The organism is Pseudalkalibacillus salsuginis (assembly GCF_021646685.1).
GTDB classification, from domain to species: domain Bacteria; phylum Bacillota; class Bacilli; order Bacillales; family Fictibacillaceae; genus Pseudalkalibacillus; species Pseudalkalibacillus salsuginis.
In genome coordinates this window covers 22,097-36,929 of sequence record NZ_JAKJHW010000010.1, presented here as the reverse complement: position 1 = coordinate 36,929, position 14,833 = coordinate 22,097, and the positions used below count along the sequence as shown (strand labels likewise).

Below are 14,833 nucleotides of genomic sequence, written 5' to 3'. Positions count from 1 at the left end.
ATAGCAGTCGATTGTAGTGTATAATCAAACATAGCGGAAAATTTCATACATATAACAGAGTTGGTGTCTTTTTGAATGAAGACTTGAAAGGGAAGTTGGTTAGATTCCAACGCGGTCCCGCCACTGTAATTGGGAGTTCACTGCAAAATGCCACTGTTTATCGTACGGGAAGGCGCAGTGAACGATGATCATGAGCCAGGAGACCTGCCAACATCTGTATGCACTGAAAACCTACGCGGATAGGGGGTGTGTCAACCGGTAGATTACTAATTTTACATTTAAAATCTATTTCCCGGCATCTCCATGTTCTATGTGGAGATGTTTTTTTATTCCATCAATCAATAGGAGGCTTTATGAAATGAATAAGTTACTATCACTCATACTCATGTTATTATTATCAATCGGATTGGTAGCTGGATGTGGAGATGACAAAACTCCAGTTGATGAAACCACTACTAATGAAGGTAGTCAAGAAAGTAATCAGGGTGAGGCATATCCAGTAGCCATAAAGGATGCCCTTGATGAAGAAGTCATCATTGAGGAACAGCCTGAAAGGATCGTTTCGCTTATCCCCAGTAACACGGAAATAGCCTATGAATTAGGCCTTGGTGAAGAAATTGTAGGGGTTTCAGACTTCGATAATTATCCAGAGGATACGGCAGACAAAGAGAAAATCGGCGGCCAAGAAATGAATATTGAAAAGATCATCTCTCTTAAGCCTGACTTAGTATTAGCCCATGCATCAAGTGCACATAATTCAACTGAAGGATTCCAGCAATTGAAAGACGCAGGTATCCCAGTACTTGTCGTAAATGAAGCTCAAAACTTCGACCAAGTCTATGAATCTATCGAAATGATCGGAAAGGCATCTGGAAAACAACAAGAAGCTGGTCAAATCGTAAGTGAAATGAAAGAAGAAATAGAAGCAATCAAAGAAAAAGCCCAAAGTATTTCACAAAAAAAATCCGTGTTCATTGAGGTTTCTCCAGCACCAGAAATATATACTCCAGGAAAAAATACATTCATGGATGAAATGTTATCCATCATCAATGCAGAAAATGCATCAGGTGATTTAGAGGGTTGGGCAAAAATCGATCAAGAAGCAGTTGTCGAGAAAAACCCGGATGTCATTATCACAACGTATGGCTACTATACTGAAAATGCAGTAGAACAAGTCTTGTCAAGAGACGGATGGAAAGATGTAACGGCTATAAAAGATAAACAAGTCTATGACGTTCATTCAGATCTTGTAGCCCGCTCAGGGCCTAGGCTTGCTGAAGGAGTAGAAGAACTTGCAAAGGCGGTTTATCCAGAAACGTTTAATAAATAATAGAATACTAGCTTACCTATTTGCAATTACTTTTCTAATCATTTCAATCATTTTAGGCATTTCAGTCGGTACCGTTTCTGTTCCTGCCTCTATGATCATTCAAATAGTAGGTCATGAAATTTTTCCGTTCTTATCGATCGATGCTATCGACTCAATGTACACAAGCATTGTCATGGATATCCGACTTCCAAGAGTGATTCTTGCTGGTCTTGTAGGTGCTGCTCTCGCTATAGCGGGTGCAGCCTTCCAAGGTCTTTTAAGGAACCCCCTAGCCGATCCATATACGCTAGGTGTATCATCAGGCGCTTCTGTAGGGGCTGTCATAACTCTTTTTTTCCAACTATCGATTCCGTTCATCGGGTCTTTTACACTGCCTTTGTTGAGCATTCTCTTTTCATTTATCACGATTTTCCTTGTCATCAGTTTTGCACGAAAAATTGAACGTTCTATGAAAGTCGAAACCATCATTTTGACAGGGATCATTTTCAGCTCCTTTCTTGGAGCGCTCATCTCCCTAATGATTGCGTTGACAGGTGATGAATTGAGGCAAATCATCGGATGGCTATTAGGGAGTGTTTCCATGAGAGGGTGGGAATACATAAAGATCATATTTCCATTCTTCGTGATTGGTTCAGCGATTCTTCTAATAAATGCAAATGAATTGAATGCAATGTCATTCGGTGAAGAAAGGGCTCATCATCTTGGAGTGAATGTTCAACAAAGAAAGTTGATTGTGTTGACTGCTGGTTCGATATTGACGGGAGCTGCAGTAGCCGTTTCAGGGACGATTGGATTTGTCGGTTTGGTCATTCCACATTTGACAAGGTTGTTATGGGGACCGGACCATAAACATTTATTGCCATTGTCGATATTAACAGGAAGCGGGTTCTTGATCCTTGCAGATCTTGTAGCAAGGACAGTGATTTCACCGACTGAGCTTCCGATCGGTGTCATTACAGCTCTAGTAGGAGCACCTGTATTTGGACTGATTTTAATCAAGCGCAGGACGGAAAGAAGTGGTTGAATTGCTATACGTAGAAAACCTATCAGGCGGTTATGGCGAAACGGACATTTTGAAAGAGATAACTTTTGAAGTGGATAAGGGGGAAATGTTTGGTGTCCTAGGTCCGAATGGGAGTGGAAAGACCACCTTGCTGAAAATGATCAGCGGGATCCTGGGCTTCCAACAAGGCATGGTTTCCGTCAAAGGAAGACCTATTGAAAGCTATTCATCAAAAGAATTGGCGAAAATCATTGCCGTCCTTCCACAGCACTCTGATCAAGGGTTTTCGTATTCGGTAAAAGAAACGGTTTCTCTAGGAAGGTATGCCCATCAAAAAGGCTGGTTCCAGTCATGGAGCATAGAAGATGAATCCATTGTCAAAAAAGTGATGGAGCAAACAGGGATCACAGAATTTCAGGATAAAAATATCCAATCTCTTTCCGGTGGGGAACGTCAACGAGTTTTTTTAGCTCAAGCTTTAGCCCAAGAACCTGATATCTTATTGTTGGATGAACCGACGAATCACTTGGACCTCTCCTTTCAGAAAGAGCTGTTGGATTTGTTGAAACAGTGGACAGAGGATCGGGGATTAACGGTCATATCGATTTTCCATGATTTGAATCTGGCGGGATTGTACTGTGACCGGCTGTTGCTATTGGAGAAAGGTGTTATCAATATCCAACATACGCCGAACGAAGTCTTGCGTCAGGAAAGGATCCAATCCGTTTATCAGACGACAATCGAAAAGCAGCCGCATCCGAAAGTTCCAGCACCTCAAATGGTACTGCTTCCAAAACAATCGTCCGACCGACGGAACGTAGTCCGAGTCGATTCCTCAAACGTTACCATATCAGATGAACGAATCGTACTACGTACGCCGATTCCATTAAAAACGATGTCTTCAGGTGTAGTCGGATCTGGAACAGGCTGGCACCAGACCTTCATCAACAGGCATGTCGCTCTTGATTATGACTGCACTGACCATAAGCAGGAAATGGTCCAATATTTGAAAAGTCATGGATTTGAACCTTCTGACACTGTCGGGATGATGACAGCGGTCCAGTTGAAAGACGCAGCATTACGTTCTTATGAAGGAGATGGATTTTCCATTTTCGTCCTCATAACAGCCGGAGTAGGAAACGCCATCGACGCCTCTAAAAGTTACCTGCATGACTTTCAAATCCAGCCAGGAACCATCAATACATGGATATTCGTCAATGGGGAAATGACAGAAGAAGCATTTATCCAAAGTATGATGACAGCCACAGAGGCTAAAGTCAAAGTGTTGCATGATCAAGGGGTAACGGATAAAGTAAGCTGTACATTTGCAACAGGGACGTCCACTGACAGTATTTTGATCGCTGCTGCCCAGACCGGAAGAAAGCTTGAATTTGCAGGTACGATCACACCTCTTGGAAAACTGATCAGTAAAGCAGTTTATGAATGTACGAAAGAAGCGATTCAAAACTACGAAAAAAGGAAACAGTCATGATTCTCTTTCACCTGTACGCAATTACACTTGCCTTGGTTATTGATGCACTAGTCGGTGATCCTCCAGAGTGGCCGCATCCAGTCCGATGGATAGGAAGATTGATAGCCTGTTTGGACATAAAAATGAATAAGGTACCATTTCGATTGCAAAAAGGAGTTCTCATGCTCCTTTTTGTCATATTGACAACCGGAACGATCACATTCTTGTTCGTATGGTTTACTTATCAAGTGAATCCGTTCATAGGCGTATTCATAGAGGGGTTGATCATCTCGACAACCATTGCCAGAAAGAGTTTGAAGCAGGCTGCAATGGAGGTCCATCAGCCACTCTTACAAGGTAATATCGACAAAGCTCGTAAAAAACTTTCCTACATAGTCGGTCGTGATACTGATAATTTGGATGAGGGAGAAATCACTCGTGCTACTGTTGAAACCGTTGCCGAAAATACGAGTGATGGGATCACCGCACCATTGTTCTGGGCTCTGATTGGCGGCGCTCCATTTGCCATGATCTACAGGGCAGTCAATACCTGTGACTCTATGGTTGGATACCGGAATGACCAATACCGACGATTCGGCTGGGCTTCTGCCAGGATGGATGATATTCTTAACTGGATTCCGAGCCGATTGACTGCTTTTGTTATGTTAATATGCAATAGACCGAAGCATCACTACAGAATGACCACCTGGAAGTTGCTTTTCCGGGATGCAAAAAAGCACCCAAGCCCTAACAGTGGTTGGGGCGAAGCAGCTGTGGCAGCACTGTTGGGCGTTTCACTCGGCGGCACCAACTATTATGGGGGGAACATCTCCCGACGGGACGTCATGGGGGAAGCGGTCGTACCTTTGACGAAAGGTCATATCTTACATGTAAACACAGTCATGGAACATACACTTTTAGGATTTTTGTTTGTTTTATGGATAGGAGGGACTTTACTTGAATTGGCCATCACATGGTTCTAATCCAAACTATCTTTATGAAGCTCTCGATTTACCAAAGCCCGAGATATTGATCGACTTCAGTGCCAATATCAATCCGCTTGGCCCGCCACCTGAATTGGAAGCACGGTGGATGGAAATCTTCCGTAGGATCACGGATTACCCTGACCCTGATGCAACGGAACTTAAAAAAACCATATCTGAGATTGAACAAGTGGAGCCGCCATCGATCTTGATCGGAAATGGCGGCGCAGATCTGATCAGCCTCGTGTCAAGGATGTTAAGTGGGAAAAACGTTTTGATCATTCAACCGACATTCTCTGAATATGAGAAAAACTGCCATCTAAATGGATGCAAGATCCACTATCACCACCTCGAGGCGCCCGATTGGGAAATGAATGTAGAGCAGCTACAAAATAAGCTTAAAGGAATAGATGCCCTTTTTCTATGTAATCCGAACAACCCAACTGGCGTGCAATATCATTTTGAATCAATCATTCAGCTGCTCAAAGCCAGTAAAGAAGCGGAGTGTCTATTCGTATTGGATGAAGCCTTTTACGACATGGTGTCGGACTACGAGCCGATTATCCCGTTTACAAAGGAATTCCAGAACCTGATCATCATCCGTTCGATGACGAAGATGTTCGCGATACCAGGCCTGAGGCTAGGTTATATGATCGCACACCCAGAGATCGTCCGACGAATCAAAGGCTACCAGACTCATTGGAGTGTAAACGTTCCTGCACTTGCTGCAGGAGAAATCTGTTTGAAGAAACAGCCCTTTATGGTCGAAACAAGCAATTACATAGGTGAGGAACGACGGAAACTGTTTACCTTTTTCAAAAAAGAACGTTATGCGTTCTCTCCTTCTAAAGCAAACTTTTATCTATTGAAAGATACAGATAAGGAAGATCAGTTACCGCTGCTCCGTCATCTATTGAGAAACGGAATCGTACCAAGGCATACGTATAATTTTCCTGGATTGGATGGAAGATGGCTTCGTTTTGGAATCAAACATTCATCTGAAAATGACCGTTTGATCGAGGTGTTGAAGCAATGGAGGCAACATCATCAATGATATTCATTACTGGTGGAGTCCGTAGCGGCAAAAGCAATTTTGCGGAAAAGATCGCTACGGAAAAATCAATTGCCAGCAATGGAAAGCTCAATTACATCGCGACAGGGTTACGTTCTGATCTGGAAATGGAGAGGCGTATTGAAAAACATGAACGGGACAGGCAACATTCTAACCAGTTTTGGAAGACGTGGGAACAACCGAGGAATATTGGAAAACTCGCTGAAAACTTTACTGCTAGTGATATCTTGCTTTTGGATTGTTTGACAACCTTGTTGAATAATGAACTCTTTTACCCGGACACACATCCCGATGACAGGTTGATTGATTCCATCATAGATGGAATCGGACAGTTAAGGGAGAACTGCCATACATTGATCATCGTCAGCAACGAAATTTTAAACGAACCTATACAGGATAACGAACTTGTCTTGACGTATAAAAAGACATTAGGGATCTTGCACCAATATATCGTATCCACTGCAAATCAGGCATTTTTGGTCGAGTCGGGTGTACCGATATTGATGAAAGGGGTGACTAAATGAAGGGAATCATGATCCAGGGAACAGCTTCAGACGTCGGCAAGAGCTTGGTTGCAACAGGGTTATGCCGTTTGTTCGCTATTGAAGGTTTGAAGGTCACACCATTTAAGTCACAGAACATGTCCAATAACTCATATGTCACCATTAATGGTGAAGAGATCGGCAGGGCTCAGGGCGTTCAGGCTGAAGCTGCCAAAACAGAAGCGTCCGTCTGGATGAATCCGATCTTGTTGAAACCCCGATCTGATCAACAGTCAGAGATCATCCTGCTGGGAAAAAGTTCTAAAACAATGTCCGGGAGCGGTTATCGGGAGCAGTTTTATGAAAAAGGAATAGAAGTGATCCGCTCCTCCCTTGAATATTTGGAACGCCACTATGATGTACTGGTCATTGAAGGTGCTGGCAGTCCCGTGGAGATCAATCTGAAAGACCGTGAACTAGTCAACATGAAAGTCGCTGAAATGGCGGATGTTCCCGTTTTGTTGGTTGCAGATATCGATCGGGGAGGAGTCTTCGCGAGTATTATCGGGACACTTGAGTTACTTCCCCTTGAGGAACGGAAAAGAGTCCGAGGATTGATCATTAATAAATTCCGAGGAGATATAGGCTTGTTCCGAGACGGCATCCAATGGCTGGAAGAACGGACTGGAATACCTGTTCTCGGTGTTTTACCCTATATCCATCATCACGGGATCGATGGGGAGGACTCCTTATCCTTGCAAGACCAAATGAACAAACACCAAGAAGGTGAGATCGACATAGCCGTCATATATCTCCCCTATGTCTCCAATTATAGTGACCTGGAACCGTTCACATATGAACCGGATGTATCTGTCCGCTGGATCAAACATAGTTCTGAGTTCGGAAGCCCTGATGCAGTCATCATTCCAGGTACGAAGAGTACAATCAATGACCTGAAGCACTTAAAAGACACTGGACTCGATGGTCCTATTAAAGAGTTTGCAGAAAAAAGCGGTGTCCTTATTGGAATTTGCGGAGGCTATCAAATGCTTGGTGAATGCATTATTGATGAAGCTGGCACAGACACCGGCTCAATTGGTGAGAAAGTGGAAGGGCTCGGACTTATACCTGCGGAAACGATCTTCCATCCGGTCAAAGAGACGAACAGGGTCAAAGGGTCTATCAGCGCCAAAGGCCTCAAGGTAACCTCACATGTCGAGGGCTATGAAATCCATTTGGGGAAGACGGTCCATTTCAAAAACGATCAATATTTCATCCAGCTCGAAAATGGCCAAACTGATGGGTACTGCAATCGTACAGGAACAGTCATCGGAACCTATCTTCATCACCTGTTCCATAATGATGGTTGGAGGAATGCGTGGTTGAACCTGATTCGTGAACGGAAAGGCTTAGAAAAGAGGACTCCTATTTATGCTGCTGATTTGAAGGAAGATCGGTATGATGCCCTGGCTGCTCACTTACATGAAAACATCGACTGGCCACTTTTGAAAACAATCATTTACGACAAGGAGAAGGTATAGGTGAAGTATATAAAAGGGTTTATCATCAACCTGCAATTCTTCACGATGATTCCTATACCGTTAGAGGTTCCAATGGATGATGATCACCTGGAGAAAGCTGTGAGGACCTTCCCGCTGTTAGGCTTATTCCAGGGACTAACATACGCTTTCCTTGTCTATATTCTCGTCCATTGGACACCCTTTTCAAGTCTTGCTATCGCCTTTTTCCTTTGGATCATGATGATCATTCTGACAGGCGGTATTCATCTGGATGGCTGGATGGATGCGAGTGATGCCTATTTTTCATATTGTAGTATCGAAAGACGCCTGGAGATTATGAAGGATCCGAGAATAGGAGCCTTCGGTGTTCTTTCAGTCATCATTTTGTTAAGTACTAAATTCTTATTCATCTATGAAATTGTAACAACACTTACTTTGACATCCTATTTTGCGATCGTGTTCATGCCATTCTTGAGCAGGGGCTTGATGGGTATCCTTCTCGTGCTGGTGAAACCCGCTAAGGAAGAGGGACTCGCACATCATTTCGGAAGTACTGTGGACTCCTCATTATTCGGGATATATTGCGTATATATACTGTTGGTCAGCGGAGCCTTTATGTTCATGGATAAGAAAGCTCTCCCAGCTTTCATGATCATGCTTATCGTCACGGCGATATGTTTTGTTTTCATACGTTCAAAAGTAGGCAGGTGGTTTGGCGGCATTACAGGTGATGTTTTAGGTGCATCTGTAGAAGGAGTTGAATTGATGTTATGGATGACGATATGGTTATTGCATTATTCCGTCATGCTCTGACTGAAGAAAATAAACGGAGGGGATATCTTGGTTGGTCCGACTCACCATTATGTCCCGAAGAGTCCAGTTCCATCCAGCCTCTATCCAGGTCATATGATCTTCTTTTCTCAAGTGATTCCGGAAGATGTGTCCAAACAGCAGAACTCCTGTTTCCAAACAAGGAGAGGATATGTTTATTCGAATTACGAGAGATGAACTTTGGTGAGTGGGAAGGAAAAACCTATACTGAATTGAGAGGGCATACCGATTATGAAAATTGGCTGAAGGATCCTTGGAAACATTCTCCACCCCAGGGTGAAAGCTTTTCAGAATTTCAGGATCGAGTCAATACTGGATGGGGGAAAGTGATGGAATATGTGCTAGCTGACAAGGCTCCTAGGGCTGCGGTCATGACCCATGGAGGGGTGATCAGGGCATTATTGAGGGATTTCGCCCCGATCCAGAAGGAGTTCTGGGAATGGGATGTACCACATGGAATCGGATTTGAGCTTACTTTCAAAAAAGGAATCCTAAGGAGGGGTGGACGATGCACTTCATTACAGGAGGTGCCTTTAATGGCAAAAAATCATGGGTGAAAAAACATTACCAGATTGAAGGTCATTCACATTACCAGTGGGTATCGGCTTATCAACAAGACCCATTACCGTTTGATCTCTCGACATTTGGAAAACAACTTCTGTTCCTTGAAGGGATTGAGCAATGGATCAAAGGACTCCTCCTTGAAATGGATATGGATGAAAGCAGAAGAAGTTGGCATGAAAGATTAGTAAAATGGCAGAGGTGGGAGGACAAGAACAGACTAAACAGGATCATTCTGATCGGGACAGATATTTCCAAAGGGATTGTTCCATTGGAAAAAACTGAACGCACATGGCGGGATGTTACGGGTTGGTGTTACCAGGATTCGGCGGAAAAAGCTGAACGTGTCGACCTGGTATGGTATGGAATCAATCAACGAATCAAGTAGGAGGAGAAAAAGATGCGAATCTATACACGGACAGGTGATAAAGGACAAACAAGCTTGATTGGAGGAAGAGTAGATAAAGATGATGTCAGGGTAGAAGCCTATGGAACGGTTGATGAAGTGAATTGTTTCGTTGGCCAAGCCATGACCGAGCTTGATCCAGATATTTTTCAAGATGTTCTCGAAGACCTCGAAAAAATCCAACATGAATTATTTGATTGCGGTGGAGACTTATCGAACGTTTCAAAAAAGCGGGCCATGAAACTGACTAAGGAATCGATCACTTATTTAGAGGATAAAATCGATGCATTCATCGAGGAAGCGCCTGAATTGGAAAGGTTCATTCTACCAGGTGGTTCTAAACCTTCAGCCTCGATCCACATTGCAAGAACAGTTACAAGGAGAGCAGAACGGCTCGTGGTACGTTTAATGAAGGCTGAGCAAGATGTTCCGGAAATCCCTCTGCAATTTTTGAATCGGTTATCCGACTACTTTTTTGCGCTGGGACGAGTGATCAACTTCCGGATGAATGTAAAAGATGTGGAGTATGCTCGAAGTGCTAAGGTATTCAGGAATGGAAATAGAAAGAGTAGTGAGGAGAAATGATCAGTAAGCAGATCAGCTTATCAGGGCTTTTCGCTGGACTTTCTGTTGTTGGAGCTTCCATTAAAATTCCTGCTATCATAGGAAGTGTTGCGCTTGATGTCTTTCCAGCATTAGTTGCTGCGGTAATGATAGGTCGTTGGTCAGGAGCATTGGTGACTGTTGTTGGTCATCTCGTCTCCTCCTTGTTGGTGGGAATGCCGTTAGGTCCGTTCCATTTCATAATCGCTCTGGAAATGGCTTTTTTAGTATGGGCATTTGCGACCCTTTACGAGAAAGGTAAAAGGATGTGGGCTGGTTTGATTTTCATCATTGGAAATGGACTGATCGCTCCTTTACCATTTATCTACTTGATCAGCCAATCTTTCTATGTCGCCATCGTACCATCCTTGCTGATTGGTTCAATTATCAATGCTGCTATCACCTTTCTGCTTGTCCATCGGTTCCACTCAATGGTGGTTAAAAACAACATTCAAGAGGCCGGAAGATGAGAAATGCGATTATCGTCCCCTTTAATGAAGATGAAAAGCTGATCATCACAAGTGATAATAGTGGATCTGTAGGGGAAAAAGATCAAGATGATGTCATTGTACCTTATGATGTCGTGTCCTATTATTCCTTTCGCGTAGCCGTGATGGAATGTATGGCTTCTGGAGGAATCCCGATATCTGTCGTTATACACAATTTCTGTGGTGATGAAGTATGGAGATCACTTGAAAAGGGTGTTGAAAAAGGGTTATCAGAACTTGAATTGGACCAAGTGGAGGTCACAGGAAGTACGGAAAGTAATTTTTCACTTAATCAGTCTGCTGTTGGTGTGGTGGTGATGGGAAGAGGTACGGATACTGAAAAGGAAATCCGATTTGAAGAGTTACAAACTGCTGTGATCGGAAGTCCTCTAGTAGGTTCCGAAGTGATCGCACAAAATCAACAGGTTGCTCCGTTATCTATTTTCAACAGTGTCTTGGAATTAGAGGATCTTTACGTTTGGCCAGTCGGTTCTAAGGGGATCCGTTACGAGTTGTCGAAAATGAATTCAAGATGGGCGTCACTTGATGTACATATAGAATCTGATGTGGATTTGGCCAAATCGGCAGGACCTGCTACATGCTTCATCGTCTCATACCCCCCTGAACTTGATTCCTGCATAAGGGATTTAACCGGTATCCTATACCATCCTTTGATTGTACGGACCTGAATCATTACTATTTGGTTCAGGTTTTTTTGGAGGATAAGAAAGCATAAAGATTTTGGTTGCGGTGAAGAAATGTCTAGCTCCCCCCACCACCACTTGGATCACTTCAGTCCTCCTGCGGCGGTCGACACATTGATTTAGATCGAAGGATTTACCCACGCAGAACCGAACTTTGTTTGGTTCGAGCCTCCTCGTCGGTCTTCCAGTGACCTTCGTGGTTTACCAGGGCGCTTGCGCTTTTCTTTATTTTCTTCTTCCAAGAAATCCCGCATAATACATTCGTCAAATTCATTTATTAAAAAGAGGACCTTTTAACTTGTTCACCCCTTGAATAAGCGACGAATAGTATAGTGCAAGTACATGAAAAACCAACCCAAAATAAATAATATAGGGCATGTCAGGTTATTTTAATAGGACAAGAAAACGACAAAAGGAGATGGATGCAAGTGAATGGCAATTTCTTTGCAGACCAGCCAATGGCGTTTAAGAACCTTACTTATCCGTATTTGACTTTTGAAGATGTATTTCAGCACATCGTGACCTTTATGAAAAAGGAACCGATGGGCAACTATAAGCTTATGATTGGTACGGATTCACATGTTTATCAGAATGAGACGATCTTCATCACTGGACTTGTCATACAAAGAGTAGGCAGGGGAGCCTGGGCCTGTTATCGAAGGATACGATACCCTGAAGCAATCCGTAATCTCCACCAGAAGATCTCTATCGAAACTTCTTTAACAGAAGAAGTTGCTTTCCTGTTCAATGAGCAACTGAAGAATAAATTGGTCCAGATTGTTTTGCCCCATGTGTATAAAGGGTCGAGTTTTATAATGGAAGGGCACCTGGACATCGGGAAAGGAAAACGAAATAAAACAAGGGAGTTCGTCGCAGAAATGGTCGCGAGGATCGAAGCGCATGGGATAGAAGCAAAAATCAAGCCAGAATCTCTGGTTGCCTCAAGTTATGCCAATCGATATACAAAGTGAGAAAGAGCCCATCAAAAAAGTTTGTACTTTAATAACAAAATAATTTATGGAATTATCGAAAACAGGTTCGAAAATACGGAGCTGTTTTTTTATTTTTTGCAAGTGCTTAAAGCCCCATGAGGATAGTATTTTAATTCGAATTTTCCGTGCCAATATTTGCCGAAAAATAAATCTATCTTTTTTTATTTTTCAAGATTATACTATTCTAGAAATTACTACATTTTCAGGGGGAAAGATCAAGTTGAAACGCATACTGTCTGCAATTTTTATTCTGGTTTTATGTGTTGCGGCAATACCACATTATGCTTCTGCTTCACCAGCAGAAAAAGACCTCCAAACCTATTTGGATCAAATAGGATGGACGAAAGAAGAATTAATAGAATATCTCGATTTCTATGAGATGGCAATGGAAGATTTCAAGGACATCGAGGAATTGAAAGACTTCTTAGGACCTGTCCTAACGGAAGAATTATTAAATGAGTTATTAAAAGAACACCGATTGACGCTTGAAGAAGCAACTGAACTACTGGTTGCCAATGGTGAAATGGAAGAAGGAGAAGGAATTCTAGATGTCTATACATTTGTAGATGACTTGGATAGTGATCTTTATTTCTATTCATTGACTCCGATTACTGATGAAAGCTTAAACGAACTCCTAAAACAATATGATATGACGAGAGAAGAATTGAAATCTCTTTTAGCAGAGAATGATGATGAACTTGCTAACTATGAAACAATCGAAGACCTTGAATTCATGCTTGAGTTCTATATAAACGGTCCAGAGGTCGATATGGCAGAGTTTGATGACCTTCTAAACCAAATCGGTTTTACAGAGGATGAGTTCGAGAGATTGTTCAATCACCTGGAAACAATAGACTATGAGGATCCTGCTTTTCTTGAGAGATTGGACAACCTTGCCAACCGTATGATGGCATTTGAGGAGTTTGACACAGCAGCAGAATTGACTGCTGAACAGATTGCAGAATTACTTGATATTTTCAACGAATTGATGGACTTATTTGAGCTAGATGTGAAATTTTATCTCGTAAAAGGGGATGAAGTAAAAGCAATCTCATTTAAGGCATTGATGGCCATGGAAGACTCTCAAGGATACGACCTTCGTATTGAACTTTACAACAAGAATGGAGAATTTCTTGCTGATTTCCTCTTTACGGCAGATATGTTCGGTTCGGAGTTTGTAAAAGAAGTAGGAAGTGATTTAAAACAAACAGAACAAGTCGTTCAAAAACCAGTTACCAAAACAGTAAAGGGTGCAAAACTTCCGAAAACAGCTTCAAATTACGTTGAAAATACAGTCGCTGGCTTATTCGCAGCGATGTTAGGGTTCATTTTATACCGCCGGTACAAAGTGAAGATTACGTAATGGTGAAGATGAACAAAGGAAGAATCAAGCAATTGGTTCTTCTTTCCCTTTCTATCGGACTGATTGTAGGCGGGATCTGGCTCTCAAGTACAAATGCGTATAAGTTTCTAAAGGGTTACCTCTTATTTAAAACGGGACAAGTATCAACTGTAGAAGCTTCACCTGATAGTGAAATTCAGGAGTCGATAAAAGATTCCGGACGAAATGATAAGGCGAGCGTTCTATATCCTGCGAGACCTGAAAGGGGTGAACGGATTGGGGAACTGGTCATCCCGAAACTTGAGGCGACATTACCAATCTATCATGGTACAGATGAAGATGACTTGGAAAGAGGTGTCGGTCATTTTGCTGGAAGCGTTCTGCCTGGAGAAAATGACAACTCAGTCCTTGCAGGCCATCGGGATACGGTCTTTCGTAAATTAGGGGAGGTTGGCGTTAACGATATTTTGATCGTAAAGACTTCAGCCGGAGAGTTCACCTATAAAGTTCGAAAAGTAAGGATAGTGGATGAAGACGATCGTACCGTCATAGTTCCGAAACCCCGAGCTACGCTTACGGTCTCGACCTGTTATCCATTTGATTTTGTCGGTGCTGCCCCAGAACGATATGTTCTTATTGCAGAACTGAAAGGAAAAACAAACAAAAGCCGTTGACATTGTTCGACGGCATTTTTCGTGAATTTCATAAGAATAATGACCTATATTGAATTGTCTGAATACCTTTAATGTTAAAATAATGGTTCTTTTCAACTATTTTGGAAATTAGTGATAACGCTCTATTTTTCCAAATCTTTCTTTCAAGTATAATTGAACCATGTAACAAAAGGGTATTTTTTCCTAGACAAATTTTTCTTCTTTACACGAAAGCCAAGTGAATGATAAAAGGCAAACCCGTTCGAAAGTCGGGGACGCAAAGCTACGAATCTAAACCATCTCGATTAGGATGGCATGACCGTCGGGCCGCTCAAGACACTTGGCTTTTTATGTCTTTTTTGGTAAATAAATACGATTCTATCTATAGCTAA

General features: G+C 42.4%; 16 protein-coding genes and 2 riboswitches. All 16 genes read left to right on the top strand.

What is annotated here, in order from left to right; all coding sequences use genetic code 11:
* Nucleotides 1–44 precede the first annotated feature (44 nt).
* Nucleotides 45–226: riboswitch (cobalamin riboswitch) on the top strand.
* Nucleotides 227–358: 132 nt separating this feature from the next.
* Nucleotides 359–1,330, top strand: a complete 972-nt coding sequence (locus L1611_RS18375; protein ID WP_236315171.1) for an ABC transporter substrate-binding protein — start codon at nucleotides 359–361, stop codon at nucleotides 1,328–1,330.
* Complete coding sequence (locus L1611_RS18370) at nucleotides 1,293–2,354, top strand: FecCD family ABC transporter permease (protein WP_236315170.1); 1,062 nt, start codon at nucleotides 1,293–1,295, stop codon at nucleotides 2,352–2,354. The genes L1611_RS18375 and L1611_RS18370 overlap by 38 nt, the downstream gene beginning before the upstream one ends.
* Before the next feature lies 1 nt (nucleotide 2,355).
* A complete protein-coding gene (locus tag L1611_RS18365; RefSeq protein WP_236315216.1) occupies nucleotides 2,356–3,825 on the top strand; it encodes an adenosylcobinamide amidohydrolase in 1,470 nt (489 codons plus the stop codon).
* Nucleotides 3,777–4,787, top strand: coding sequence for an adenosylcobinamide-phosphate synthase CbiB (gene cbiB / locus L1611_RS18360; RefSeq protein WP_322972581.1), 1,011 nt, complete (start codon nucleotides 3,777–3,779; stop codon nucleotides 4,785–4,787). The genes L1611_RS18365 and cbiB overlap by 49 nt, the downstream gene beginning before the upstream one ends.
* Nucleotides 4,762–5,841 carry a threonine-phosphate decarboxylase CobD gene (gene cobD / locus L1611_RS18355; protein ID WP_236315169.1) on the top strand — a complete coding sequence of 360 codons (1,080 nt, stop codon included), beginning with the start codon at nucleotides 4,762–4,764 and terminating at the stop codon, nucleotides 5,839–5,841. The genes cbiB and cobD overlap by 26 nt, the downstream gene beginning before the upstream one ends.
* A complete protein-coding gene (locus L1611_RS18350; protein WP_236315168.1) occupies nucleotides 5,820–6,383 on the top strand; it encodes a bifunctional adenosylcobinamide kinase/adenosylcobinamide-phosphate guanylyltransferase in 564 nt (187 codons plus the stop codon). Before cobD ends, L1611_RS18350 begins: the two co-directional genes overlap by 22 nt.
* Nucleotides 6,380–7,882 carry a cobyric acid synthase gene (locus L1611_RS18345; RefSeq protein WP_236315167.1) on the top strand — a complete coding sequence of 501 codons (1,503 nt, stop codon included), beginning with the start codon at nucleotides 6,380–6,382 and terminating at the stop codon, nucleotides 7,880–7,882. Before L1611_RS18350 ends, L1611_RS18345 begins: the two co-directional genes overlap by 4 nt.
* Nucleotides 7,883–8,674 (top strand): adenosylcobinamide-GDP ribazoletransferase, encoded by a 792-nt coding sequence (gene cobS / locus L1611_RS18340; protein ID WP_236315166.1) that lies wholly within the window; start codon nucleotides 7,883–7,885, stop codon nucleotides 8,672–8,674.
* Entirely contained in the window at nucleotides 8,632–9,249 is a 618-nt protein-coding gene (locus L1611_RS18335; protein WP_236315165.1) for a histidine phosphatase family protein, read from the top strand. The genes cobS and L1611_RS18335 overlap by 43 nt, the downstream gene beginning before the upstream one ends.
* Entirely contained in the window at nucleotides 9,201–9,641 is a 441-nt protein-coding gene (locus L1611_RS18330; protein WP_236315164.1) for a bifunctional adenosylcobinamide kinase/adenosylcobinamide-phosphate guanylyltransferase, read from the top strand. The genes L1611_RS18335 and L1611_RS18330 overlap by 49 nt, the downstream gene beginning before the upstream one ends.
* 12 nt (nucleotides 9,642–9,653) lie before the next feature.
* Nucleotides 9,654–10,244 carry a cob(I)yrinic acid a,c-diamide adenosyltransferase gene (locus L1611_RS18325; RefSeq protein WP_236315163.1) on the top strand — a complete coding sequence of 197 codons (591 nt, stop codon included), beginning with the start codon at nucleotides 9,654–9,656 and terminating at the stop codon, nucleotides 10,242–10,244.
* Nucleotides 10,241–10,732 (top strand): ECF transporter S component, encoded by a 492-nt coding sequence (locus L1611_RS18320; protein ID WP_236315162.1) that lies wholly within the window; start codon nucleotides 10,241–10,243, stop codon nucleotides 10,730–10,732. Before L1611_RS18325 ends, L1611_RS18320 begins: the two co-directional genes overlap by 4 nt.
* On the top strand, nucleotides 10,729–11,439 hold the full coding sequence (locus L1611_RS18315; protein WP_236315161.1) for an ATP-binding protein: 711 nt from the start codon (nucleotides 10,729–10,731) through the stop codon (nucleotides 11,437–11,439). The genes L1611_RS18320 and L1611_RS18315 overlap by 4 nt, the downstream gene beginning before the upstream one ends.
* A 473-nt stretch (nucleotides 11,440–11,912) precedes the next feature.
* Nucleotides 11,913–12,425 carry a ribonuclease H-like YkuK family protein gene (locus tag L1611_RS18310; RefSeq protein WP_407681747.1) on the top strand — a complete coding sequence of 171 codons (513 nt, stop codon included), beginning with the start codon at nucleotides 11,913–11,915 and terminating at the stop codon, nucleotides 12,423–12,425.
* Nucleotides 12,426–12,666: 241 nt separating this feature from the next.
* Nucleotides 12,667–13,809 carry a processed acidic surface protein gene (locus tag L1611_RS18305; protein WP_236315159.1) on the top strand — a complete coding sequence of 381 codons (1,143 nt, stop codon included), beginning with the start codon at nucleotides 12,667–12,669 and terminating at the stop codon, nucleotides 13,807–13,809.
* The gene (locus L1611_RS18300) at nucleotides 13,809–14,462 is read left to right on the top strand and encodes a class D sortase (protein WP_236315158.1); all 654 of its coding nucleotides are present in this window, start codon (nucleotides 13,809–13,811) and stop codon (nucleotides 14,460–14,462) included. The genes L1611_RS18305 and L1611_RS18300 overlap by 1 nt, the downstream gene beginning before the upstream one ends.
* A 220-nt stretch (nucleotides 14,463–14,682) precedes the next feature.
* Nucleotides 14,683–14,776: riboswitch (cyclic di-GMP riboswitch) on the top strand.
* Nucleotides 14,777–14,833 lie beyond the last annotated feature (57 nt).

Excerpts from the sequence above, each read along its gene's own strand:
- L1611_RS18335 (WP_236315165.1), top strand. The coding sequence starts at position 8,632 with ATGGATGACGATATGGTTATTGCATTATTCCGTCATGCTCTGACTGAA.
- L1611_RS18325 (WP_236315163.1), top strand. The coding sequence starts at position 9,654 with ATGCGAATCTATACACGGACAGGTGATAAAGGACAAACAAGCTTGATT.
- L1611_RS18345 (WP_236315167.1), top strand. The coding sequence starts at position 6,380 with ATGAAGGGAATCATGATCCAGGGAACAGCTTCAGACGTCGGCAAGAGC.
- L1611_RS18315 (WP_236315161.1), top strand. The coding sequence starts at position 10,729 with ATGAGAAATGCGATTATCGTCCCCTTTAATGAAGATGAAAAGCTGATC.
- L1611_RS18330 (WP_236315164.1), top strand. The coding sequence starts at position 9,201 with ATGCACTTCATTACAGGAGGTGCCTTTAATGGCAAAAAATCATGGGTG.
- L1611_RS18300 (WP_236315158.1), top strand. The coding sequence starts at position 13,809 with ATGGTGAAGATGAACAAAGGAAGAATCAAGCAATTGGTTCTTCTTTCC.
- L1611_RS18350 (WP_236315168.1), top strand. The coding sequence starts at position 5,820 with ATGGAGGCAACATCATCAATGATATTCATTACTGGTGGAGTCCGTAGC.
- L1611_RS18310 (WP_407681747.1), top strand. The coding sequence starts at position 11,913 with ATGGCGTTTAAGAACCTTACTTATCCGTATTTGACTTTTGAAGATGTA.
- L1611_RS18375 (WP_236315171.1), top strand. The coding sequence starts at position 359 with ATGAATAAGTTACTATCACTCATACTCATGTTATTATTATCAATCGGA.
- L1611_RS18320 (WP_236315162.1), top strand. The coding sequence starts at position 10,241 with ATGATCAGTAAGCAGATCAGCTTATCAGGGCTTTTCGCTGGACTTTCT.
- cbiB (WP_322972581.1), top strand. The coding sequence starts at position 3,777 with ATGTACGAAAGAAGCGATTCAAAACTACGAAAAAAGGAAACAGTCATG.